The organism is Chryseobacterium sp. PTM-20240506 (genome assembly GCF_048296755.1).
GTDB classification, from domain to species: Bacteria; Bacteroidota; Bacteroidia; order Flavobacteriales; family Weeksellaceae; genus Chryseobacterium; species Chryseobacterium proteolyticum.
Window position 1 is genome coordinate 1,993,618 of the sequence record NZ_CP182581.1, and the last position, 24,316, is coordinate 2,017,933.

A 24,316-nucleotide genomic window follows, 5' to 3' on the forward strand; every position below is an offset into this window, starting at 1 on the left:
TTTATATAATTAATTTTCTATTTTGTTTTTCTAAAAGCAAATTTGCGCCTTCAATTCCCTGCAAACCGCCGGTATGGAAGCATAAAATTCTACTATTCTCAGGAAAATATCCATCATCTATCAGTTCAAAAACCTTCTGCATCATTTTCCCTGTATAAATCGGCTCCAGCGGAATCTGGTATTTCTCTTTAAAATCATTTATAAAACGGATATTCTCATCCGTTATTTTCCCATAACCTCCAAAATCAGAATCTATTAGATGATAATTTTTCTTCAAGGTTAATTGGGCTATGGTATCCTCCAATGAAGAATCACCAACCACCTTAAATCCTATAACCTGCTGATTATCTTCACAAAAATTAGAGATCCCGGCAATTGTTCCTCCGGTTCCAACTGCGGTGCAAAGATAATCAAAATCTTTTGTTTCATGATTCAGCATCATTTTCACGCCACGAACGGCATCTTCATTGGTACCTCCTTCGGGAATGATTAGGGCATCCGGAAATTCATGCTGCAAAAACTCAGATAATTTTTCTTTATTACGATATTCCTCACGCGAAACAAATTTCAGATTCATTCCATTCCTGAATGCAAAGAGAAGTGTTGGATTATCACGCCATTTTTTAGAGAGTTCTTCTCCTCTTATAATTCCAACTGTACGAACTCCTGCTAACTTCCCTATCGCTGAAACTGCTGAAATATGATTAGAATAAGCACCGCCAAAAGTGATGATGAGTGGATTTTCAATTGGTTTTTGAAGATAGGTATTAACATTATGAAAAAGTTTCCAATACTTATTCCCCGAAATCAGTGGGTGGACAAGATCTTCTCTCTTAAGAAAAAGACTGATATTCTTATCCATCTTTATTTCATCAATCGGAATAGGCTCTGCAGGAATCTGTAAAATCATTTGTTTTAAAAGTAAGACTGAAACTAAAGGCAAAATTACCATTTTTAAATCTTATCTATCTGTACTTCCAAAAACTCCAAAGTTTTCTGCTCTTAAGATAACCTCCATCATCTTCCATAGCATAGGCTTCTTTTTCGAATGAAATACTCCGGTAAGCCAGATAAGCATCTTTTAACCTGAAAAAGTGATAGTAATATTCTATAACATAAAAGATATAAAAGAAAATAATCAACAGTTCCAGTTGTTGTCTTAAATGAATTTTTTCGTGATTGATCAATACATTATTTTCCTTATCTTCGGGTTTTCTTACGAAGATAAAAGGAAAAAGAGCAATACCATTAATTTTTAATTTTTTTAATGGTTTTTGGCACACAATTATCATAATAACAAATATAAAAGTTTTTGATCAAGATTTAACTTATGGCTCATTTTGACATCAAAGAACATGAAGACTTCTACTATAACGAACAGGGATATAAAGTCTTTACGGAAAAGTTTCATCTGAAGCGAGGATATTGTTGTAAGAGTGGCTGTAGACATTGTCCTTACGGATACGATAAAAAGACTGATACATTCATTAAAAACGATAAAAAAAATAAATAAAATGAAAAAATATATTTTTATTTTGTTAGCCGCGGCTACTTTAGGTTTAACCTCCTGCAGCCCTTTTCAGGTTCGTTCTGACTATGCCGAAACTGCTAATTTCACTTCTTATAAAACATACAAAATAAGAATTGATGATTTGAAACTTAACGATATTGATAAAGACAGGGTTTTGAATGAATTATCAAAACAGCTGCAGAGCAAAGGTCTTTCATCGGGAGAAAATCCGGATCTTATTGTTAATGTAAAAGCTAATCATAAAAAAGTAACGGATATCAACAGTTATTCACCATACGGAATGTGGGGATGGGGAGGACCTTTTGGATGGGGTATCGGAATGAACAGAACATGGACCAGTAACTATAATGAAGGAGCATTAATTGTAGACCTGGTAGATACGAAAAGCAATAAGCTGGTTTGGCAAGGTATAGGAAGCGGAATATCTGTAGACTCACCAAGAGCTAAACAAAGACAGATCCCTGAAATTATGGCGGAAATTATGAAGAACTATCCTCCACAAAGAAAATAAAGATTATTTTAAATCAATTATACTGAGCCAATGCATGATTTTGCATTGGCTTTTTTTATTAATTTGTAGTTCATCACGGTAGTTATCTTATCAAATATATACCATACATAATATAAACGGCCAAAATTAACAGAAATGTAATTTTTCATTTCATAAAAATGTAGTAATCTTACACCCTAAATTTTTATTAAATATGAAAAAAATTATCTTATTTCTTGCTTTAGCAGGTATTGCTAAAGCCCAGGCTCCTGCAGGATACTATTCTTCTGCCAATGGATTAACAGGGGCTGCTTTGAAAACAGAACTCAGTTCCATTATTACGAATGGTCACCAGGACAAAGGTTATGGAGGACTTTGGACCGGATATAAAACTACCGATATTGATAAAACTTATGAAAACGACGGATCTATCATGGATATTTATTCCGAGAAACCCAATAGTGCGGATCCGTACAACTATACTCCGGTGACGAATCAATGCGGAACTTATTCAGTAGAAGGAAATTGCTATAACCGTGAACATATTGTACCACAAAGCTTGTTTAATGAAGCATCACCGATGGTTTCGGATATCAACTTCATCAGAGCTACCGATGGTAAAGTAAACGGAATGAGATCCAATTATCCTTTCGGAAAAGTAGGAACAGCAACATTTACATCCAAAAATGGATCAAAATTAGGGAACTCCGTATCTTCAGGGTATTCGGGAACAGTTTTCGAGCCAATTGATGAATTCAAAGGGGATGTGGCCAGAATGATCTTTTATTTTGTAACACGTTATCAAAGTAAGCTTTCTTCTTTCTCTTCAGGTAACATGCTAGGAAACACAGCTTTTCCGGGGTTACAAACCTGGGAGCTTAATGTTCTTTTAGCATGGCATAATCAGGATCCTGTTTCTCAGGCAGAAATCTTAAGAAATAATGCTTCTTATACTTATCAGGGCAATAGAAATCCTTTTATTGACAATCCTGCTTATGTAGATCAGATCTGGGGATCTCAACAACCATCAAACGATACTCAGGCACCTACAACAGTTACGGGCCTTAGTGTTTCAGGTAAAACATCAAGTAGTGTATCTCTTTCATGGACTGCCTCAACGGATAATGTTGGCGTTTCCTCTTACGACGTTTATATGAACGGAAGCTTAAAAACCAATGTAGCTTCAACTTCTGCAACAATTTCAGGATTGAGTTCATCCACAACTTATACTTTTTATGTAGTAGCTAAGGATGCGGCTGGAAATACTTCTTCCGACAGCTCAACAGTTTCTGCAACTACAGAATCCGGAGGAACAACGAATCCAGGTACAGATTGTGTCAATGAAAATTTTGAAACCATTCCTACGGGAAGTTCATCAAGCTATTCTACAAGAACATGGACCAATGGTGGAATTACCTGGACTGCAACAGATGCAAGAACCGATCAGACGATTTCCAATAAGGCGATTACTGTTCGTGATGGTTCTTTAAAATCGAGCAGCTCAGCTAGTGGTATCGGATCATTAACGGTAACTACTCAATTAAAATTCAGCGGAAGCGCAGGAACGTTTAATGTTTTGGTAAACGGAGTACAGGTGGGAACAATTCCTTACAGTGCAACAACTGCAACCACAACAATCAATAATATTAATGTTTCCGGGAATGTAGTAGTGACATTGGATAATAATTCATCAAGCAATCGTGTAGCTCTTGACAACCTCAGCTGGACTTGCTATTCCGGAACAGGAAAGCAAGGCAAGAGTATCTCTTCTGATGTTCAGCCTGAGTCAAAAGATTTACAGGTTTATCCTAATCCCATTTCAAATCAGGAGATCTTCATAAAAGGAGAAACTCAGAATATTAAAAAAGCTGAGATCTATAATTTGCAAGGAAAAGTAATGGAAACAATTAACAGCCCCTTCAAAAACAGCAGGAATTCAATTAAAATTAAAAATCTTGAGCAAGGTATCTATATCTTAAAACTGGATAATTCCAGTCTTAAGTTTATCGTTAAATAAGCTTTCATGATTTTATTTTAAATAAAAAAAGCCTTCTCTTTATTAAGAGAAGGCTTTTTATTGGTAGTTTAAATATCAGGGAATCAAGACCGCTCTGCCTTTGATTTTCCCTTCTCTTAACCGGTCATAAACCTCATTAGCCTGATCGAGCTTATATTTTTCAATTTCAATATGGATTTTCTTTTGTCTGGCAAGTCCTACAACCTCCATCAGTTCCACCCGGGAGCCCCAGTAAGGATTAGTCATACTTACCCCAAATGGCAATCCGGACATATTGTATTGATAATGTCCTCCTCCCAATCCTACAATGGTAAGGTCTCCGTCAAGGCTTACAACCTTAGTTCCCAACTCAATGGTCGAAGTTGCTCCAACAAAATCCAATACTACTTTAGCCTTTTTTATTCCGGTAATCTTTTTGATCTGTTCTGCAGCATCAGCATCTTTGGAATTAATGGTGTAAGAAGCTCCAAGCTCTCTGGCAAAGGCCAGCTTATCTTCTGTGACATCACATGCAATAATTTCAGCTCCGCTGATCTCCCGTAAGATCTGAAGTGCAACATGCCCTAATCCCCCAACACCGATCACCACCACATACTCATCTGCCATCAACTTATCCAGTGACCTTTTGATCGCTGAATACGGGGTTAAAGCAGCATCGGTAAGTGGTGCAGCTATAACGGGATCGAGATCATAAATAGGAACCAATAAACGGGACGATGGAACAAGCATATATTCTGCCATCCCGCCATTCAGTCCTAATCCTCCACCATACGCCATTTCTGACTGATGGTCACAATAGTTCTCTTTTGATTGCTGACAGGGTTTACAATGCCCGCAGCCCCAAGGTCCATAGACTAAGACAGCATCCCCTTTTTTATATCCTTTGACATCTGAACCGATTTCTTCAATCCATCCCGCATTCTCATGTCCCAAAGTAAAAACAGAACCTGAAACTGTACCTTCATCTATAATATGCAAATCCGAATGACAAACACCTGCACCTCCAATCTTTAATAATACTTCTTCTCCTGATGGTTTTGGGATTTCCATATCATTTACAACACGGACATCTTTGTGTCCGAAAAAACGTACTGCTTTCATACAATTAATATTTGAAATTTATATACTTCAATTTACTAATAACATACTGGTTTACATGAATAAATACCATTAAATAAATCATGTTTCCGATAAAATTTCCTATATACGTATTACATTAAAGAAAATTACAAACAACCCACCAACAAAAAATGACCGCAAAATTGCGGTCATTCAGTTCGATCATATCATTAAAGTTATTTTCCCATATTTTTAAGCTGATTAATCTGCTCCATATATCCGTCCCAGCCGACAGTAGAAAGGACAAAGATCATATAGGCAAGACTCAGAACTCCTATAATCAGACCAATGATGCATAATATTCTTCCTGTTTTAAGGTTATCATAGTCTGAATATACTCCCGGATTCTGAAGATACAGCGCATTATCCTTATTGTACAGATTCATTCCGATTAATCCACAGATTACACCTACAATCCCGTTACAACAACAGCTTCCGAGGATAGCGACGATTCCTAGTACTAGTACGGTTGTCGCGTTTGGTAATTTTTGATTCATAGTTAGTTATTTTAATAATTTAATGTAATGTTAAAGGATGTTTATAAAAATAAGAAACCACCATGATAATTGAATTAATAATGGCTAAAAAAACCAGTATATTACCATAGCTTCTTTTTTTATCAATAAAGTTCACTCCTACCATAAGCAAAAAAAGAAGTAAGGTGTAGACCGCAGGAAACATATGAAAAGCCTCTGAAAATTTTCCTTCAAAGACTAAAACAATTGCCCTTTGGGTACCACAACCAAAACATTCAATTCCTAAGAATTTTTTGCTTGGACAAGGTAGCATAAAATCTTCAATCTTCATTTCCTGAACTTTTATTTTGGTTTCTAAAATTAAGAAGAAATTTTAGCTCTTAGATATTGATGTGGGAAAAAACAGTTTTCATTCATTTCAAAGGATCCCTGAACTGCAATATATGGATTTCTAAGAATTTCCCTGGCTACAAAAATAAGATCGGCATCACCCTTCTGTAAAATATCCTCAGCCTGCTCTATTTTTGTGATCAAACCTACTGCTCCCGTCTTCACTTCAGCTTTATTTTTTACCTGTGATGATAAAGGGACCTGATAACCGTCAAAGACAGCAATCTTTGCTCCATGAATATTCCCACCACTTGAAACGTCCACTAAATCCACCTTATGCTGCTTCAGTATTTTTGCAAGCTCTACACTGCTTTCGATATCCCATCCATTTTCAGCATATTCTGTTCCTGAGATTCTCACAAACAATGCAGTATTATCATTCAGTTCCTCGTTTACCGCATCTACTATTTCTATTAAAAATCGTATTCTGTTTTCGAAGCTGCCTCCATATTCATCTGTTCGTATATTCGAAAGCGGAGATAAAAACTGATGAACTAAATATCCATGTGCCCCATGGATCTCTATAATATCAAATCCTGCTTTCACAGCTCTTCTTGCAGCTTCTTTAAAATTCTGAACCTGAGTTTTGATTTCTTCCAGCGTCAGAGCGTGTGGAATTCTTTCTGTAGGATGATAAGGAATCGGGCTAGGTGCCAGGGTTTCCCACCCCTCTTCCACTGGAATTTGAATATTATTCCAGGTAGAGCCTTTTCTTCCGGCATGTGCCAGCTGGATTCCGATTTTACTCTCAGAATTGGAGTGGACAAAGTTGACAATCTGCTGAAGTTTTTCAGCCTGTTCGTCATTCCATATTCCCATACATTTATTAGTGATCCTTCCCCGGGGTTCAACACCCGTTGCTTCAATCATTATCAGTCCGGTACCACCTTGTGATCTGCTTCCGTAATGTACGAAATGAAAGTCATTAGCCATTCCGTTTTCACTTGAATACATACACATAGGTGACATAACCCATCGGTTAGAGAGTTTAATATTTCTGAATTGTATCGGAGTATATAACATTGTCTATTAATTTTTGAATTTTACTAATGAAGAGGAAATAATCCCGGGTTGCCCACGTGATTAAAAAGAACTAATTTTACCTCCCCTTTTTAGGCTCCAATAAATATATGAAAAAAGATATACAGATCGGCTACGAATATTTTAAAAATAGCTCTGAACTGAACGATATAGAAAAAAAACTTTTCGAAAGAGCAAAACAAGCCCGCGAAAATGCTTATGCCCCTTATTCCCAATTTTTGGTCGGGTGCTCCGTATTACTTGAAAACGGAGAAATATTTTCCGGTAACAATCAGGAAAATGCAGCTTTTCCATCCGGACTTTGTGCTGAAAGAACAGCTCTATTCTGGATAGGTGCAAATTTCCCTGAGGAAAAGATCAAAAAGATTTTTATCGTAGGAGGCCCTAAAGAATCTTCTGAAAAAACACCACCGATTCCCCCGTGTGGCGCCTGCAGACAAAGTCTTATTGAATACGAAACAAAACAAAAAGAAAATATTGATCTTTATTTTTCCAGTATGAATGACGAAATCGTTAAGGTAAATTCGATTAAAGATCTATTGCCATTTTACTTTGACTCGACGTTCTTGTAATCGTGAAACTCTCAATTCTGAGGTTCTGGGAATCGTTATTTTTTCTGCAGACCATTGTTTTGATTACAAATTAACAGATACGACTGAGATTTCTTTTTAAAAATTTATCTTTGCAAAAATTTTGGTTTTCAAGCTATTGAAATAATAGGGAATTGGGTGAAAATCCCAGACTGTCCCCGCAACTGTAGATCGCAATTAAAATTTCTATAAGAAACCACTGTGAAAACGGGAAGGTATAGAAATGCGAAAGTCAGGAGACCTGCCAAAATGATAATATCAAAAATATATTGCTTTCGGTGGAAAAGTAAAATAGTATGAAAAAAACCTTAGTACTGCTTTTATCGTTATCTGCTTATTTTCTTTGTCTGGGACAAGAGAAAGCAATCGATACCGTTTATATTTTTGACAACCAGATGAACAAGGTAAAACTTTTTCATAAGGTTACTCCAATTACTCCTCAGGATGCTGAAAAGAATTCCACGAATCTTTCAGAACTTTTACGTTTCCAATCCAGTATTTATATCAAGGAAAACGGACGAGGTGCAGTTTCTTCGCCTTCGTTCAGAGGAACCTCTGCTCCACAGACAGCCTTTGTTTGGAATGGAATCAATATCAATTCGATATTTCTTGGTCAGGGAGACATTAATAATATTCCTCTTTTCGGATATGATGAGATCGGAGTGAAAGCCGGTGGCGGAAGTGTAATATACGGGAGTGGTGCAATCGGCGGGAGTATACATCTCAATAATAATCTGGGTTTCAATAAAAGTTTTAAAGCCTCCCTGTATTCTGAGGGTGGATCATTTGGTACTTTTAATAATTTCGGAACGGCCTCCTACAGCAATGAAAAGCTGAGTTTTAAAGTCTCAGGAAATCATTCGATCAGTCAGAATGATTATAAAGTCGAAGAAAAAAACTATATTAATAGAAACGGCAAATACTTTAACAGTACCTTTAATGTTGGAATCTCCTATAAAATTGCGAGACATCAGACGATCTCATGGCAAAGTCAGTTTTTTGACTCGACACAGAATTATCCGATTTTTGTAGAGAATGGCAACCGTACAAAATACGAGACACAAAGCACCAGAAGCTTACTTTCCTGGGATATTACTAAAAATAAATTTTCAAATAGCTTAAAAGCTGCTTACACAGAAGAAAATTTCCAATATTTTGGCAATTACAATGCTCCGAAGACCAGTGGTTCAACAGGGAAAAATTATATCTTTAAAAATGATTTTAATTATTTCATCGTACCTGAACTTAATGTCAACATCATCACCGAATTCCAGGTAAACAAAGGTGAGGGGTATCAGCCTGATCTCCAAGGTGTAAAAACTGAAGGAATTGGTAATGTAAGTAGAAATGTAGGCTCTTTAGCGGGGTTAATACGATATTTTCCGACGAAAGATCTGCGTTTTGAAGCTGGTGTTAAAAAGGATTTTGTAGAGAATATAAGTTCGCCATTGCTTTACTCATTCTCGGGAAAATGGAGTCCGGTACAATGGTATAATCTTGGAGTAAATGTATCCAGAAATTTCAGATTTCCAACATTCAATGATCTGTATTGGAATCCCGGAGGAAATCCAAACCTAAAACCGGAAAGGTCTTACCAGATGGATATGGACCATGAGTTTAAATGGGGTAATATTAAACTTGCATTAAGTCCGTATTATCTTTATATATCGGATAATATAGTGTGGTTGCCGACAGCTTACGGATATTGGTCCCCAGTTAATATCAATAAAGTGAAGTCTTATGGTTTAGAATCACAGATTACTTTTGATAAACAGCTTAAAGAACACCATTTTAGATTTAATATAGGATATACACTTGCAAAATCCATCAATCAGGAAACTAAAAAGCAAATGATGTATGTCCCTCTCCATAAGGTTTTTGGAAATTTTGATTATCAGTATTCTTTCCTAAAACTTTATGTTCAGGGAGTTTTTAATGGTCTTACATACACTACAACAGATGAAAAAAGAGAAGATGCTATAGATTCTTATTTCGTCATGAACACGGGTGTATCAGCAACGATCTTAAAAAAATATGTCTTAGGTTTTAAAATCAATAATTTAACCAATACTGTTTATGAAACGGTGTCTTATTATCCGATGCCAAAACGTAATTACAGTATTTCCGCAACGATAAATTTTTAATAAAAAATAACATGAAAATAACTAGACTTTTACAACTTTTATTTGCTGTAGTACTACTTTTCAATATTTCCTGTAGTACTGATAGCGATAATACTTTGCCTGTAGTAACTTATGAAAACGGATATTTAATTTCGAACGAAGGAAATTTCGGAAAGCCAAATGCAGAAGTAACTTTCGTTTCAAGAGACTTAACTTTTAGTCAAAACAGCATCTTTTCCAAAAATAATAATGGAAACCAATTGGGTGATGTTTTACAAGCTATGGCATTCAACGGGGATAAAGCGTATCTCTTGTTAAACAACTCAAATAAAATCCAGGTAGTAAATCGATATACTTTTAAAAGTGCAGGTGAAATTACCAATCAAATAGATAATCCCCGTTATGTTGCAGTTGCCAATAATAATATCTATGTAACCAATGATAAATATCAGGGAGCTAAATATGTAAGTATTTATAAAAATTCAGATCTATCTTTTGTTAAGAAAATTACATTCACGGATAACGTTGAAAGAATTGTTGAAGCAGGAGGAAATATTTTTGTTCAAAATGCAAGCTTTGGATTCGGAAACAAAATAACTTACATCAATACTTCGAACAATGATGTACAATCTGTAATTACATTGCCCAATGTAAACATCAACAAAACAATTTCCTATAATGGTAATGTATATGTTATTGCTACAGGAACTACTGACTCTTATATTTATCAAATTTCAAGTACCGGAAGCATTACGAAAACAACAACGTTGACAGGTATTCCTAATGCTACCAATCTTCAGATTGATGGTGGAAGATATTTCTTCTCTTCAGCAAATAAAGTATACTCAATGGTTATGGCGGCAACTACTCCTCCTACAACTCCTATTATTACTGCTGTAGACGGAGGACAATACTATACACTTTACGGTTTCAGTGTTGTAGATGGAAAGATCTTTACGTCTGATGTGAAGAACTTTACTGAAGACAGTGAAGTTACAGTATATACTACTTCAGGATCAAAAATCAAATCCTTTACAACAGGTAAGGGGACTAATGGCGTGTATTTAAATTAAGAAGTTTCTACTTTTTAATAGACTAATAAATTTTATTTTTTTTTCATCATTTGTGTTTTTTCCGGGCTGCCTAAGGCAGCCCGGATTTCTTCTACAGAAACCAGACAACATCCAAATAAAAAAGATCCGGAAATGAAATCTCCGGATCTTTTTTATTTTTTCAATTGATAGTTTTGGACTCAGATGATCAATCCTAACTTTTCAGCTTCTGCAATAACATACTTTTTTGCTTCTTCATGATCATTCTGGATTTCACCTTCAAGAATAGCTTCTTTAACCTTCTCTTTCAGAATTCCAATTTCACGTCCCGGCTTCAGCTGAAACATCTCCATGATTTCTTCTCCGGATATAGGTGGCTGAAAGTTCCTTACCTGGTCCTTTTCCTCAACTTCTTTTATCTTTACCGCTACATATTCGAAGTTCCTCTTGAACTTTTCCTGTTTTTTTGAATTTTTCGTGGTGATATCCGCCTTACAAAGCGTAAACAGATCTTCAAGATCTTCACCAGCGTCGAATAAAAGTCTTCTTAGAGCAGAATCAGAAGCATCATCCGTAATCAAAGCGATCGGGCGGGATGAAAGTTTGACCATTTTCTGTACATACTTCATATCTGGCCCTAAGGGAAGTTTAAGCTTTTGGAAAAGGGTTTTCACCATTTTCGATCCCAAAAATTCATGACCATGGAAAGTCCAGCCGGTTCCTTCAACAAATTTTTTAGTGGGTGCTTTTCCAATATCATGAAGTAATGCTGCCCAACGCAACCAAAGTTTGTCTGTATTGACGGAAATATTATCTACAACCTCCAAAGTATGGTAAAAGTTATCTTTATGGGTCTGTCCTTCCACCTCTTCTACCCCTTTCAGTTCAATCAATTCAGGAATGATGTATTTTAAAAGACCGGTTTGTTCCAGCAGGCTTAATCCAATAGACGGCTTTTCAGAAAGCATAATCTTATTGAATTCTACCATAACCCTCTCCTTCGAAACAATTTTAATCCTTTCTACCTCCTGGCTGATTGCGGATAACGAGTTTTCCTCTATCGTAAACTGTAAGGTAGAAGCAAAACGAACCGCTCTCATCATTCTCAAGGGATCATCAGAATACGTCTGTGCCGGTTCCAAAGGGGTTCTTAATATTCCTTTTTCTAAATCTTCTACTCCATTAAACGGGTCTATAAGTTCCCCAAAATTATCTTTATTTAAAGAAATTGCCATTGCATTGATCGTGAAATCCCTTCTCTTCTGGTCATCTTCTAATGTTCCCCCTTCCACTTCCGGCTTTCGGCTGTTTTCATTATAGCTTTCCTTTCTTGCTCCCACAAATTCCAGCTCAAGATCTTTATATTTGATCATTGCGGTTCCATAGGTTTTGAACACGGAAACCTTCATTTTCGGATCAATTTCCGCAGCCACGCTTTGTGCAAGCTCTATTCCGCTTTGTTCAGTAACAAAATCAATATCTGTAGACGCTTTTCTTTTCATCAGTAAATCCCGCACGTATCCGCCAACAATATATACTGATTGATTATTCCGGGCTGCAACCTCCGAAATGATTTTAAAAAGCTTTAGATTTTTATTTTGATTGAGATTAATGAACATATTTATTATTTAATGTAAAACCATTAAGAAACCAGGTTATTGGACTTATTTAAAATTCCATGCATTTTAAACAGACTCCACCTCCCACTCTCTTAATGGTTATAATGATTTTGCAAAGATAATTAAAATCTTGTTTTCTACTCCCGAAGTACCTTGATTCTATTATCACTCCAGATTTTGATAACTGAAGATCCGGAATACCTGGAAACCTTTTCCCTGTCTTCTTCCACTGCATAATCAACCATGTTAATGATCTCCGGAGAGATATCCGAAAATTTTAACGGACTCTTGTCTCCGCTAAAATTTGCTGAAGTAGAAACCAACGGTTTATTCAGTTTTGTGATGAGTTTTTTACAAAAATCATTTTTTATTAACCGAATTCCAATACTTCCATCTTCTGCCAACAGTTCTTCAGGTAAGCCTCTTGGATTTTCATAAACTATAGTTACCGGTTTTTCACTTAAATCAATAATTTCCCAGGCCATTTCCGGAACATCAACCAAGTCCTGAAGTCTTTTTTCAGATTCCACCAAAATGATCATCGACTTGTTTTTTTCGCGCTTCTTAATCTCAAAGATCTTATTAACAGCCTCTATATTAGTAGCGTCGCAACCAATTCCCCAAATTGTATCTGTAGGATAAAGAATAGTTCCACCGGATTTTAATATATTGATAATGTTTTCCATTTTTAATATTTAGAATTATGAGAAAAATGAAAGAGAAAGAATCTCTTATATACAATTTTTCAAATTGAATTTACATGTCAAAAATACGGATTTTCCGTTAGGTTTTGGTTGAAGCCATCGGAATAAAAAAATACATCAATACAATTTTATAACAAGAGCATATAATCAATAAAGGTGGGCTAAAGCCCACCCAAAAAATGATAAAAAAATATCATTCTATTTTTTCAAATTTGGTAAATACCTCTCTTCAATAACATTCAGATGGTGATAATTATGCCCTACAATTAACTTACCTACTGTCTCTGCTGAAATAGAATTTCCGTTAGCGTTTCCTACCGTAGCCAAAGCATCAGGCTGTAAACTTTCAAGGAGGATCTTAGAAGATTTCCTTACCAGCTGATACTCATCCAGTAAAGATTTCAGGCTTCTGTCATTAGCATGAGAATTATTTGCGTATTCATTTTCATCAAAACCTGGTAAATCTTTCTGCTCGCCTCTGGCGATCGCCAAAATCCTGTATTGAAAAACTCTTTCCGTATCGGAAAGGTGTAATAATAATTCCTTCAAGGTCCATTTTCCTTCTGCGTACGTAAAATGAGATTGCTCTTCAGAAAGGGCGGAGTAAATATTGGTTGTCTTTTCTTCTGATCTTTGTATTTCTTCCTGCCATTTTCCGGAAGGAATAAGATCGAGGTATCTTTGAATGTATTTTTGAAATTCAGTCATGTGTGAGTGATTATGGGTTATTGATGATAATTGATGTGTGATGAGTGATAAATGATGAAATTTAGACCAATGTTTATATGATGTTTATTACATCAAATCTTGATTCCTGGCTCTTGGTTCTTGATTCCTGGCTCTTGGCTCTTGATTTTTGGTTCCTAAATCTTTCCCTCCTCCTTCTATTCTTCCGGATTACTCCATTCATAGAAATTAACAGAATCGTAGAGCTTAAAACCACAAGCCGGATATAATTGATTTCCTATGTCATTGCTTTTTCCTGTTTCCAATAACACTCCGCAGGCATCAGAGGATTTGCAAAGCTCCTTTGCTTCTTCTATCAACTGTTTTGAATAGCCCTTTCCTCGATATTGGTCATTAACATAAAGATCATTGAGCAACCAATAGCGTTTCATTCTGGTTGAGGAAAAAATAGGATATAACTGAACAAAACCAATTAATTTATCTTCTTCCTGAGCAACAAAAATTTCAGAATCCTGATTCAGGATCCTTTCTTTTAAAAAGTTTTCAGCAGCCGGGATATCAGATACCTTATGGTAGAAAATCCTGTATTGATCAAACAATCCGGATAACTCTTCTATATCCGAAATATTTGCTTTTCTTGTATTTTTCATATGATATAATGCTTATCGGTGATCATAGCTCAGCACCCGCTTGAGTTTCCACTGGTTATGGTCGAAGATCCACAAGTGGGTAAATTTTGCTTTTCCGGTCTTATTCCATTTCCCATTGTTGTTTTCGAAAAACTCATGGTCACCTTCCTGTATAAATCCATATAAGGTTTTATTATTATACAGAGGATACACTTTCATACTTCCGGGAACAAGTTCTCTTTTTATTTTACCGGGAACGCTGCAGATGTTATTTTTTACAGAAGCTATAAACGCTTCTTTACCCAGAGTAATACCACCAATATCATGATAGAACTCAAGGTCATTACTTATGATATCATTATAGTGGGAAGGGTTACATTTATTAAATCCTTCTTTGAAAACCAAACTATCCAATTTCATGGCGGTTTGAAAGAGTTCACCAGTAGATTTAACCTGTGCATATAATAGCTGGTTAAAAATACTCAGGATAAAAATAATTGTAATCCTTCTCACTACTATATTATCTCAATTAAGAAAAAGCTCTTTCCAGGTCAGCGATAAGATCTTCAGCATCTTCAATTCCAACGCTTAGACGAACCAAATCATCTGTGATGCCTAATTCAGCTCTTTTTTCAGCAGGAATGGAAGCGTGAGTCATCAATGCCGGGTGATTAGCAAGAGATTCTACTCCACCTAAAGATTCAGCAAGGGTAAAGACTTTTACTCTTTCAAGGAATTTGATGGCATCTTCTTTCTTTCCGGATTTAAAAGTAAACGAAACCATTCCTCCAGCTTCCTTCATTTGGGATTTTGCTAATTCATACTGTGGATGAGATTCCAATCCCGGATAGATTACCTTATCAACTGCAGGGTGGCTTTCAAGATATTTTGCGACTTCCAGTCCGTTATCCGAATGTCTCTGCATTCTTAATGCCAGGGTTTTAATCCCTCTAAGAACCAGATAAGAATCATGTGGTCCTAAGATACCTCCACTTGCAAATTGGATGAAATGTAGTTTCTCTCCCAATTCTGCATCTTTAGCAATAAGAGCTCCTGCAATAACGTCTGAATGTCCTCCTAAATATTTTGTTGCAGAGTGCATAACAATGTCAGCTCCCAGATCGATAGGTCTTTGTAAATAAGGCGTTGCAAAAGTATTATCTACGGCTACCAAAATATCTTTTCCTTTAGCGATATCAACAACAGCTTTGATGTCCACTAATTTCATCAGAGGATTCGTAGGTGTTTCTACCCAGATCAGCTTTGTTTTATCTGTAATAAATTCTGAAATTTTAGAAACATCATCAAAATTCACGAAAGTAAATTTCAATTGGTATTTCTCAAAAAGTCTTGTAAACATTCTGTATGTTCCACCATACAAATCATCAACAGCTATTACCTCATCTCCCGGGTTCAGTAACTTCAAAACACAATCTATCGCTGCAAGACCTGAACCGAAAGCAAGACCTCTTGCTCCATTTTCAATACTTGCCAAAGAATCTTCTAAAGCTTGTCTTGTAGGATTGGCAGCTCTCGAATATTCGTAACCGGAGTGAACACCCGGACTTTTTTGTGCAAAAGTAGAAGTTAAAAATACAGGAACATTTACGGAACCTGTTGCAGATTCATGGTGCTGGCCACCGTGAATAACTTTTGTATTAAAATTCATAATATTTTTTTTAATCCAACAATCCAATAGTGTAATTATTTAAAAATGCTATTGATGCATTACACTATAAGATTGATATATTAGTAATTGGTTTACATTTTTATCGCAGATTTTACCGCAAATTCCTCTGCCATTTGTTCGATCCACTGCGCCACATCTTCTTCTCCTGTCGCTCTCTGATAGGTATTCCCTAATGAAACTAAAATCTGGTGAATGAACATTTTCATCTGATCCACAGGCATTTCTTTTGTCCAAAGATCAATTCTTAATGCTTCCATTGCTTTTTCATCCCAAACAGAAATCATCGTTGCCTTAGTTTCCTCTTTTTCAATTCCTCCATCCTGAGCATTCCATGTTATGGTTTCCGGAATGTGATTTTCATCTAATTCAACGTCTATCGTTATCTGAGTCTTTCTCATATCAATTTTAAATTTTTCACAAAGTTAATACTTCTTGAGCTTATCTAAAATTTCTACGAAATTATCTTCATCAGGAAAAGGGCTGTTCATGTTAAAAACTTTTCCATCAGGATCTATAATAATAAATCTGGGAATAGTTTGAATTTTATATCTGTTCATAAACTCCTGAGCATCCGCCAGCCAGTATTGAGGTACTTTGGATGGTTTTGTTTTTAGATAATTCAGCCATTTTGATTTATCCTGGTCAAGACTTATTGAAATAAACTGAATATTACTATAGTATTGATATTTAATACTTCTCATGTCAAATATCGGCCGGATCTGTTTACAAGGGCCACACCATGTTGCCCATAAATCAATGATCACATATTTTCCACGATATTGCGAAAGCTGGTGCGACTTCCCTTTGTTATCCAGAAATTTTAAATCTACAAATGCGGCTCCTTTTTGAGAGATGGTCAGCTGTTCATATTTCGATGTTGCCAGCTTTTTATAATCATTATCTCCTAACATCCGGAATTCTCTTTCAAAAAGCTGCTTCCTTAAAGTACTATCCGATTCCAGCTCCATGGTCTTTATAAGATGTTTACTAACCAAACGGTCTTTGTCGATATTATCGGGTAACGCGTTTAATTTCACAAAAAGAATACTGTCAGGATTGGACAACCGGTCCCTGTCGGTGAGCATTTTATCCAATCTGTATTGTAAGTAATCATCATTTTTACTTAACAGAACCGTCGGATTTTTAATTTTAGCATTCAGTTCGTTTAAAAATTCTTTCGGAGCAGCAAATTTAGGGTCATCCCAGGAAGTCATTTTCCGATAGTTATTAATCTCGTTCAAATACTGAATGGCAAGAAGCTGCTTCCTGTAAGATTTATATTCATCAGATAAGGCATTATTTTCAGCATCTGTATAATGTTCCAATCTCTTAATATTTTTATTCCAATCGGATTGCGCTAGCTGATAAAACTCTGAAGGATTATCATTGTATTTCTGTTGCTCCACAGCATATGAGAATTCATATCCGAATCCATCTTCTTCTGTATTATACTGCTGTTCGGCAGACCTGTTGGAGATTAGAAAATATTGAATTTTTAAAGGATTACAACGGATGTCAAAATCAAAATGGTCTCCGCTTCCCATCATGAAATCGATTCTTTTGGTTCCAAATTCAAGACTATATTGATCAAATGGAATCTGTTGACGGGTTTCCCACAGGAATGATCCGTTTTTTACAATGGCACTTCCTACCTGCTTATGAAAATCCTTAGAGAATATTTTTACAGAATCAATCTTCAGATCAGTATATAAGGTACCTTTGATAACAACCCCTGCACCTTTACTTTTGTAATCTTTAGGTTGCTGTATAATGAAAAATATTCCTGCTGAAACTACAATAAAAACAGATGAAAGTACTATTTGCTTTTTATGACGTAGAAATGCAGATTTAAATCCTTTTCCTCTGTACCAGAAATAACCTATAATAAAAAATACAATAGCCCAGAATATACTTAGATATTCACTGTAAGTGATAAAATAATTCAGGTTTCTTACATTAGGTGTTTTGGACAGAATATACATAGAGTTGTAGGGGCAAAAAGGAAATGCTGCTCTTTGTACCAAAGAATAGGTATTGACTATAAGTCCTAAAATACCTACCAAAAAAGCCCATATAAAACCTGGAAAAGCTACTGATATGCAGAGCTGAACAGCTGCCACACCCAATACTCCGATGCATAATCTTATGAACATCTTAAGCATCCAGATTGTATCGAAGCTTAACAATTTTGTTGTACTTGGGTGAATATAATAATCCAGAAATGAAAAGATATTACTGAATGTAAAATAAGAAGCAATACATAAAAAACTTAGTAATAACAATACCACATATTTTGCGAGATACAATTGCAGTTTGCTGATGGGCTGAGTTTCCATAAGCTGCCATCCATTATTTTTATGATCTACCTGAGCGATCCTGTTGGCCGCTATAACGATATAAAGCAAAAGAAAAAAGATGGAAAAGGCTTTAAAACTATCCGTTATAGAGCTTTCAAAAACAGAAAGAGGAAGCTCTTCCTCTGTAATAAATCGGGGATTAAAGGTACTGGTCAAAAAAGCAAGAAGAGGAATCAGCATACCAAGTACTATTGCTAAATAAACCAATCCCAAACCTTTTATTTTAAGCCATTCCGTATTGATGAGTGTTGTTAACTTTTTCATTTGTGCTGTTTTTAATTTTTTGTTATTTCCATGAACCAATCTTCCAATCCCGCACTATTTTTGATTTCAAAAATCTCTGCTTCATTTACAACCAGTTTCTTGGTAAGTCTGATGATGTCTTCCCTGGATTGCACGGTAATTTCTAAAGTATGATCATCAATTATCTGAGGGGCATAATATTCAGGAATATGTTGTAAAAATTGAGGTGCATTATTAAGTCCTATCCTCATATGGTTATGGCGGTAATGCGTGTTAAGCTCTTCAACACTTCCGGAAAATTTGATGGCTCCATGCGATATAATAGCAAGGTGGGTGACCATTTTTTCCACTTCCTGCAACAAATGACTTGAAATGAATATCGTAATACCCTGTTCTTTGTTGAGTTTAAGCAATAGTTCTCTGATCTCTAACATCCCGTTAGGATCAAGACCATTCACCGGCTCGTCGAGGATCAGAAGTTCGGGATTACCAAGAAGTGTCATAGCGATTGCAAGCCTTTGCTTCATCCCTAATGAATATTTCTTCATTTTCATTTTCCTGCTGTCCCAGAGATCTACCAGATTCAAAACTCTTTCACACTCAGAATCAGGGAGGTTTCTTAATTTGGAAAGAATAGTAAGATTATCCCAGCCGGACAAATGATCATAAAAGGCAGGGCTGTCTATAAGGCTTCCGATCCTTTGAAACCCATCAGGATAAAGTTCAGGTAATTTCTGACTAAAAATTTCAATGGTATTGTTTTCATCGGGAATACTGCCCAGCATAAGCTTCATGGTCGTTGATTTACCCGCTCCGTTAGCTCCCAGGAACCCAAAAACACTTCCTTTCGGAACCGAAAGGCTCACATTTTTAAGAATAAGTTTATTTTTTGAAAATCCGTAACTGAGGTCCCGGATTGTAATCAGATTTTCCATACATAGGTATTTTTGATTAGTGTCTAAAAAATAGAAAAGACCTTTTGTGAAGAACAAAAGGTCTTATATAGGTCTTAAAAATAATCTATTTTGTTACAGCGGGTTTATAACCAGATTGGTTAAAAATTTCAGTTGCATCCATTTTAAGAAAATCTGTAAGCTTTACCTCAGGCTTTTCTTTCAGATATTTTTTACAGATCTGCCATCCTGTATAAATACCGATCTGCGGAGAGGATTCATTGTCAATATCGGTATAAAATTTAGAAAAAGGTCCCGGAGAGATAAAACGCTCCTCCAGTCTGTGGTCATCCCCAAACAATAAATTATTCTCGACAAAATAATTCCAGATGTTGCCTTCATTGCTTACTGCCCACTCATACTGCTGTTTCGTATAATTCATTTTAAGGTAATCAGGAGTATCCGGAAGAAATGCGTCCTGGAGGATCATTACTTTTCCGTTATATATCAGCAGGTCAATAAACTTCTGATGATCTGTAGAGAAAGGAACAATGTTTTCGGCAAACATCCTTGATACTTTAGGGACGATATTGTTTGGATTCATGGATTTCTGGAAATACAATTCCAGTCCTTTGTAATTTGGGTTTTTGTCCCCCATAAATCCGGTAATATCTATAAACAAAAGGTTTCCTTTTTCATCATAAAAAACCGGATCCTGAATCATCTGCAACGCTGATGAAAAAAGATACACTTTAGGGCTTTTAAATTTAGGGAAATAATTCCTGATATGTGAAAACAGATCCTGAAGCTCTTTTTGGAGTTTCTTCTGATCAATTTTTGCAACGGCCTCTCTATAAATCTTTATTTCTTCTGCGTCAGCTCTTCTCTTTCCAAAATCTTCATCAGAAACAGTACCCTGAAACCAAGGAAACTCCGATTTAAATTTTTCCAGCGGTATATTCTGGTCGTAGAACTGACTAGAAATATCTGTCATCTCCACTTTTTCGGCAGGTTCCTTTAATTCTACTTTCCATACATTGTCCGCTTCTTTCTTGCAGGAATACAATCCTAAAACTAATATAGAAGAAAGCGCTATAGTTCTAAAAATCTTCATTATTTTTACAGAAATTTAAGGTTACGAAAATACGGATTTAAACATAATATCATGATGAAAAATAAATAAACAGCTTGCTTTGCTGCAATATTTTCCTTTTTTCATGATTTAAAATACCCATTCCATTTCGAAATCTGTTATTGATTAAAAAATAAACATATGCAACTGGAAACTGAAAGACTGATTCTAAGAAAATTCGAAGCTGATGATGCCGAGCGTCTTTTTCTTCTGGATTCCGATCCGGAAGTGGTAAAGTATGTATGTACTCCCTCGGCAAAAGATATCAGTGAATCTGAAAATGTTATTAAAATGATCCAACAGCAATACGAGGATAATGGTGTGGGAAGATTTGCAGTGATTGAAAAGAAGAGCAATCTTTTAATCGGATGGAGCGGTTTAAAATTCATCACTACAGAAATAAATGGCTACAAGAACATTTACGATCTTGGTTATCGTTTTATTCCTGAATTTTGGGGTAAGGGATATGCGATTGAATCTGCAAAAGCTTCTTTGGATTTTGGGTTTTATGATCTTGATCTCCCCGTTATATATGCCTGTGCGCATTCTGAGAACAATGGTTCCAATCATATATTGAGTAAGTTAGGGTTTGAAAATAAAGGGGAATTTGAAGAACCGGACGGTATATGCTTTTGGTATGAACTGAAACGTGAAAAATACAATTCAAAAAAATGATTGTAAGACAGGAACTGGAAAAAGATTATCCACAGGTTTTTGAATTAGTGGAACAGGCATTTAAAAATGCGGAACACAGCGACCATCAGGAACAGTTTTTAGTAGAAAAGCTAAGAAGATCGGATGCTTTCATTCCAGAATTATCCATTGTCGCCGAAATAGAAAACGAAATTGTCGGCCATATACTTTTTACCAGGCTGTCTGTTAAAAATAATGACAAAGCCTTCAATTCATTGGCTCTGGCTCCTGTTTCCGTGAAACCTCAGTATCAGGGACAAGGAATAGGTAGTCAACTGATCAGTTCTGGACATAAAATTGCCAGGGAATTGGCTTATGAATCAGTGATTTTAATAGGCCATGAAAAGTATTATCCGAGATTTGGATATAAAAAAACAAGTAATTTTGGAATATCATTTCCTTTTGACCTTCCGGAAGAAAATGGGATGGCTATAGAATTGATACCCGATGCTTTAAAAAATGTAACCGGGATTGTAACATATCCTAAAGAATTTGGAATAGATTAAAAATATCATATATAATGCAGACACAAAAAGTAATTGATCATATTGTAAGCTGGTTAAAAAATTACGCAGAAAAATCAAAAGTAAACGGATACGTGATTGGAGTATCGGGAGGTGTTGACTCAGGAGTAGTATCAACACTAGCAGCGATGACCGGTCTGAAGACTTTATTAATAGAAATGCCGATCCGTCAGAAAGAAGATCAGGTAAATCGTGCATGGGAGCACATGAATGATCTAAAGTCAAGATTTCCTAATGTAGAAGCCATGTCTGTTAATCTGACTCCTGCTTTTGAAGAACTGTACAAGACTTTCGATGTAAAGGATGATTTGTATCCGAATGAAAAATTAGCTTTTGCCAATACAAGGTCACGTTTGCGTATGCTTACCTTATATTATTATGGACAGCTTAACGGCTTATTGGTTTGCGGAACCGGAAATAAGGTCGAGGATTTCGGAATCGGATTTTACACCAAATATGGAGACGGAGGTGTTGATGTTTCCCCTATTGCAGACCTTTATAAAACGGAAGTTTATACACTTGCAAGAGCCTTGAACCTTGTTAAAAATATCCAGGAAGCTATTCCTACAGATGGACTTTGGGATGTAGACAGGACTGACGAGCAACAAATTGGTGCCACCTATCCGGAACTTGAAAAGATCCAGAAGGTATATGGTTCTAAAACTGCAGAAGATTATGAGGGACGTGATCGCGAGGTATTCTTAATATTTGACAGAATGCATAAAGCAGCCCAGCATAAAATGAATCCTATTCCTGTTTGTGATATTCCTGAAGAATGGAGATCATAAAATAATCAGTATGCTAATATCACCGTCTTGGTAAAATTGGTAGATTGTTTATATTGGTAAAGTATATAATAGAGTATGAATAGTAAAATGAGACCCGTATTTTTTGCCTGTATCGGCCTTCTGTTTGGAATGTCTGTGATGTATATTTTCAATAAGTTTTCTGGTACAGAAAAAGATACTCAGAATCCAAAAGCTGAATACAGCACAACTGCCGGTACAGCAAATCAACAATCTATCGATCAGCTTACCGCAGAAAAAACGGTAATCAGTTATGTAAAGGAACATCATCAGTTACCTGATTATTACATTACAAAAAATGAAGCCAGAAAGCTTGGCTGGAATCCTTCGAAGGGAAATCTTTGCGATGTTCTCCCCGGACGTGCCATCGGAGGAGACCGCTTCGGAAACAGAGAAAGAAGTCTTCCGCAAGGGAATCAATACTATGAAGCTGATGTAAATTACAGTTGTGGAAGTAGAAATGCCGACCGTATTATTTTCACAAAAGATGGGGATGTATATCTTACCAAAAATCATTATAAAAGTTTTGAAAAACAGTAGCTGCTTAATCAGCATTCTGATGCTGATGCTTATTCTATTTTCCTGTTCAGATAAATCGCATAAGCTGACAATGGAAAATAAAGGATTGATAGTATTGGTTCAGCCATTTAATGATTTAAAACCTGAAAGTGTAAAATTCGTAAGCAATGAGATCAGGAAAATATATCCGGATATAAAAATTCTGAATGCTATAGATTTACCGAAAGAGGATTATTATCCGGAGAGAAAACGCTACAAGGCTGATTCTGTTATCAGATTTTTAAATAACAGAACCGACAGAGGTTATGTCACAATCGGCTTAACATCAAAAGATATAAGCACCACTAAGGGTAAAATAAAAGACTTTGGTATAATGGGACTCGGTTATAGACCCGGAAAAGCATGCGTAGCATCAAATTTCAGATTAAATAAAGCAAAAGCTGATGAACAGCTTTTTAAAATTGCCATTCATGAACTTGGTCACACACAGGGATTGGGGCATTGCCCTGAAAAAACATGTTTTATGAGGAGCGCAGAAGGTAAAAATCCCACAGATGAAGAGGTGGATTTTTGCAAAAAATGCAAAGCCTTTTTAATAAATAAAAATTGGAAATTCAATTCAATATGAAAACAGTATATATAGATTTTACAGATATAGGAGATTATGAAGATTTCTATAGCCAGTTGAAAGAGAAAATCAGTCTTCCGGAACATTTTGGGGACAATCTTGATGCCCTTTATGATGTTATTACGGGTGACCTGGAAATGCCTCTGCATCTTGAGTTTGTTAATTTAACGGTAGATCAGCTGGAATTATTTGAGGACCTGCTCACCACCCTGGAGGATGCAGAAGAAGAGCTTGAGGGTTTTACTTTCAGCTATTATCTGGAGCAGTATGAAGATGATGACGAAGAAGCTCCCGAAGAAGACTAAACTTAAATCCCATCAAAAAAATAAAACTCGCAGATGTATCTGCGAGTTTTTTTGGCCT

At 35.9% G+C, this 24,316-nt stretch carries 28 protein-coding genes and 1 riboswitch; of the genes, 12 read left to right on the plus strand and 16 right to left on the minus strand.

Annotation, left to right across the window (positions count from 1 at the left end; translation table 11 throughout):
* Position 1: 1 nt before the first annotated feature.
* Both ACNFU2_RS08700 and ACNFU2_RS08705 read right to left on the minus strand, forming a co-directional pair.
* The gene (locus ACNFU2_RS08700; RefSeq protein WP_273648757.1) at positions 2–910 is read right to left on the minus strand and encodes a 1-aminocyclopropane-1-carboxylate deaminase/D-cysteine desulfhydrase; all 909 of its coding nucleotides are present in this window, start codon (positions 908–910) and stop codon (positions 2–4) included.
* A gap of 55 nt (positions 911–965) precedes the next feature.
* Complete coding sequence (locus tag ACNFU2_RS08705; protein WP_273648758.1) at positions 966–1,292, minus strand: hypothetical protein; 327 nt, start codon at positions 1,290–1,292, stop codon at positions 966–968.
* 38 nt (positions 1,293–1,330) lie between these two features.
* Between ACNFU2_RS08705 and ACNFU2_RS08710 the strand changes: the two genes are divergently transcribed.
* The 3 genes from ACNFU2_RS08710 (at position 1,331) to ACNFU2_RS08720 (ending at position 4,038) form a co-directional block, all read left to right on the plus strand.
* Positions 1,331–1,513, plus strand: a complete 183-nt coding sequence (locus ACNFU2_RS08710; protein ID WP_089027353.1) for a DUF5522 domain-containing protein — start codon at positions 1,331–1,333, stop codon at positions 1,511–1,513.
* Position 1,514: 1 nt separating this feature from the next.
* Complete coding sequence (locus ACNFU2_RS08715) at positions 1,515–2,042, plus strand: DUF4136 domain-containing protein (protein WP_172279788.1); 528 nt, start codon at positions 1,515–1,517, stop codon at positions 2,040–2,042.
* A 193-nt stretch (positions 2,043–2,235) separates the two neighbouring features.
* Entirely contained in the window at positions 2,236–4,038 is a 1,803-nt protein-coding gene (locus ACNFU2_RS08720; RefSeq protein WP_273648761.1) for an endonuclease, read from the plus strand.
* 75 nt (positions 4,039–4,113) lie between these two features.
* On the opposite strand, the gene ACNFU2_RS08725 is transcribed toward ACNFU2_RS08720, so the two are convergent.
* The 4 genes from ACNFU2_RS08725 to namA form a co-directional block, all read right to left on the minus strand.
* The gene (locus ACNFU2_RS08725) at positions 4,114–5,139 is read right to left on the minus strand and encodes an NAD(P)-dependent alcohol dehydrogenase (RefSeq protein ID WP_306613838.1); all 1,026 of its coding nucleotides are present in this window, start codon (positions 5,137–5,139) and stop codon (positions 4,114–4,116) included.
* A 194-nt stretch (positions 5,140–5,333) separates the two neighbouring features.
* Positions 5,334–5,654 (minus strand): CCC motif membrane protein, encoded by a 321-nt coding sequence (locus ACNFU2_RS08730; protein WP_273648764.1) that lies wholly within the window; start codon positions 5,652–5,654, stop codon positions 5,334–5,336.
* 19 nt (positions 5,655–5,673) lie between these two features.
* Entirely contained in the window at positions 5,674–5,964 is a 291-nt protein-coding gene (locus tag ACNFU2_RS08735) for a DUF2752 domain-containing protein (protein ID WP_172279796.1), read from the minus strand.
* Between the two features lie 29 nt (positions 5,965–5,993).
* Positions 5,994–7,046: an NADPH dehydrogenase NamA gene (namA, locus tag ACNFU2_RS08740; RefSeq protein WP_273648766.1), complete on the minus strand. Its 1,053-nt coding sequence runs from the start codon at positions 7,044–7,046 to the stop codon at positions 5,994–5,996.
* 107 nt (positions 7,047–7,153) lie between these two features.
* Here namA and ACNFU2_RS08745 point away from each other — a divergent pair, with 107 nt between their 5' ends.
* The 3 genes from ACNFU2_RS08745 (at position 7,154) to ACNFU2_RS08755 (ending at position 10,850) form a co-directional block, all read left to right on the plus strand.
* Positions 7,154–7,636, plus strand: a complete 483-nt coding sequence (locus ACNFU2_RS08745; protein ID WP_273648767.1) for a cytidine deaminase — start codon at positions 7,154–7,156, stop codon at positions 7,634–7,636.
* A gap of 105 nt (positions 7,637–7,741) precedes the next feature.
* Positions 7,742–7,918: riboswitch (cobalamin riboswitch) on the plus strand.
* A gap of 32 nt (positions 7,919–7,950) precedes the next feature.
* Positions 7,951–9,798 carry a TonB-dependent receptor plug domain-containing protein gene (locus ACNFU2_RS08750; protein ID WP_273648769.1) on the plus strand — a complete coding sequence of 616 codons (1,848 nt, stop codon included), beginning with the start codon at positions 7,951–7,953 and terminating at the stop codon, positions 9,796–9,798.
* Between the two features lie 11 nt (positions 9,799–9,809).
* Positions 9,810–10,850, plus strand: a complete 1,041-nt coding sequence (locus tag ACNFU2_RS08755; RefSeq protein ID WP_273648771.1) for a hypothetical protein — start codon at positions 9,810–9,812, stop codon at positions 10,848–10,850.
* Between the two features lie 179 nt (positions 10,851–11,029).
* Here ACNFU2_RS08755 and ACNFU2_RS08760 read toward each other — a convergent pair whose 3' ends face one another.
* From ACNFU2_RS08760 to ACNFU2_RS08805, 10 genes are all read right to left on the minus strand, one after another.
* On the minus strand, positions 11,030–12,448 hold the full coding sequence (locus tag ACNFU2_RS08760) for a CCA tRNA nucleotidyltransferase (protein ID WP_273648773.1): 1,419 nt from the start codon (positions 12,446–12,448) through the stop codon (positions 11,030–11,032).
* Positions 12,449–12,585: 137 nt separating this feature from the next.
* Positions 12,586–13,134, minus strand: a complete 549-nt coding sequence (locus ACNFU2_RS08765) for an L-threonylcarbamoyladenylate synthase (protein ID WP_418124664.1) — start codon at positions 13,132–13,134, stop codon at positions 12,586–12,588.
* Positions 13,135–13,350: 216 nt separating this feature from the next.
* Positions 13,351–13,860: a DinB family protein gene (locus ACNFU2_RS08770; protein WP_273648777.1), complete on the minus strand. Its 510-nt coding sequence runs from the start codon at positions 13,858–13,860 to the stop codon at positions 13,351–13,353.
* Positions 13,861–14,036: 176 nt separating this feature from the next.
* Positions 14,037–14,489 (minus strand): GNAT family N-acetyltransferase, encoded by a 453-nt coding sequence (locus ACNFU2_RS08775; protein WP_172279812.1) that lies wholly within the window; start codon positions 14,487–14,489, stop codon positions 14,037–14,039.
* A 12-nt stretch (positions 14,490–14,501) separates the two neighbouring features.
* Positions 14,502–14,981 (minus strand): DUF4440 domain-containing protein, encoded by a 480-nt coding sequence (locus ACNFU2_RS08780; protein WP_273648778.1) that lies wholly within the window; start codon positions 14,979–14,981, stop codon positions 14,502–14,504.
* Positions 14,982–14,997: 16 nt separating this feature from the next.
* Positions 14,998–16,137 carry a cystathionine gamma-synthase gene (locus ACNFU2_RS08785; protein WP_172279816.1) on the minus strand — a complete coding sequence of 380 codons (1,140 nt, stop codon included), beginning with the start codon at positions 16,135–16,137 and terminating at the stop codon, positions 14,998–15,000.
* Positions 16,138–16,229: 92 nt separating this feature from the next.
* Positions 16,230–16,556: a gliding motility protein GldC gene (gldC, locus tag ACNFU2_RS08790; protein WP_034687059.1), complete on the minus strand. Its 327-nt coding sequence runs from the start codon at positions 16,554–16,556 to the stop codon at positions 16,230–16,232.
* A 24-nt stretch (positions 16,557–16,580) separates the two neighbouring features.
* Positions 16,581–18,779: a thioredoxin-like domain-containing protein gene (locus ACNFU2_RS08795; RefSeq protein ID WP_273648783.1), complete on the minus strand. Its 2,199-nt coding sequence runs from the start codon at positions 18,777–18,779 to the stop codon at positions 16,581–16,583.
* Between the two features lie 11 nt (positions 18,780–18,790).
* On the minus strand, positions 18,791–19,693 hold the full coding sequence (locus tag ACNFU2_RS08800) for an ABC transporter ATP-binding protein (RefSeq protein WP_172279820.1): 903 nt from the start codon (positions 19,691–19,693) through the stop codon (positions 18,791–18,793).
* Positions 19,694–19,778: 85 nt separating this feature from the next.
* Positions 19,779–20,765 carry a gliding motility protein GldB gene (locus ACNFU2_RS08805; RefSeq protein WP_273648786.1) on the minus strand — a complete coding sequence of 329 codons (987 nt, stop codon included), beginning with the start codon at positions 20,763–20,765 and terminating at the stop codon, positions 19,779–19,781.
* Positions 20,766–20,924: 159 nt separating this feature from the next.
* On the opposite strand from ACNFU2_RS08805, the gene ACNFU2_RS08810 reads away from it, so the two are divergent.
* The 6 genes from ACNFU2_RS08810 to ACNFU2_RS08835 all read left to right on the plus strand — a co-directional run bounded on the left by ACNFU2_RS08810 (position 20,925) and on the right by ACNFU2_RS08835 (position 24,258).
* Entirely contained in the window at positions 20,925–21,458 is a 534-nt protein-coding gene (locus ACNFU2_RS08810) for a GNAT family N-acetyltransferase (RefSeq protein WP_418124669.1), read from the plus strand.
* On the plus strand, positions 21,455–21,982 hold the full coding sequence (locus tag ACNFU2_RS08815) for a GNAT family N-acetyltransferase (protein WP_273648789.1): 528 nt from the start codon (positions 21,455–21,457) through the stop codon (positions 21,980–21,982). The genes ACNFU2_RS08810 and ACNFU2_RS08815 overlap by 4 nt, the downstream gene beginning before the upstream one ends.
* Positions 21,983–21,996: 14 nt before the next feature.
* Entirely contained in the window at positions 21,997–22,788 is a 792-nt protein-coding gene (gene nadE / locus ACNFU2_RS08820; protein ID WP_273648791.1) for an NAD(+) synthase, read from the plus strand.
* A gap of 75 nt (positions 22,789–22,863) precedes the next feature.
* Complete coding sequence (locus tag ACNFU2_RS08825) at positions 22,864–23,346, plus strand: ribonuclease domain-containing protein (protein WP_273648793.1); 483 nt, start codon at positions 22,864–22,866, stop codon at positions 23,344–23,346.
* 70 nt (positions 23,347–23,416) lie between these two features.
* Complete coding sequence (locus ACNFU2_RS08830; RefSeq protein WP_273648795.1) at positions 23,417–23,953, plus strand: matrixin family metalloprotease; 537 nt, start codon at positions 23,417–23,419, stop codon at positions 23,951–23,953.
* Positions 23,950–24,258 (plus strand): barstar family protein, encoded by a 309-nt coding sequence (locus ACNFU2_RS08835; RefSeq protein WP_172279834.1) that lies wholly within the window; start codon positions 23,950–23,952, stop codon positions 24,256–24,258. Before ACNFU2_RS08830 ends, ACNFU2_RS08835 begins: the two co-directional genes overlap by 4 nt.
* The last annotated feature ends 58 nt before the right edge of the window (positions 24,259–24,316 follow it).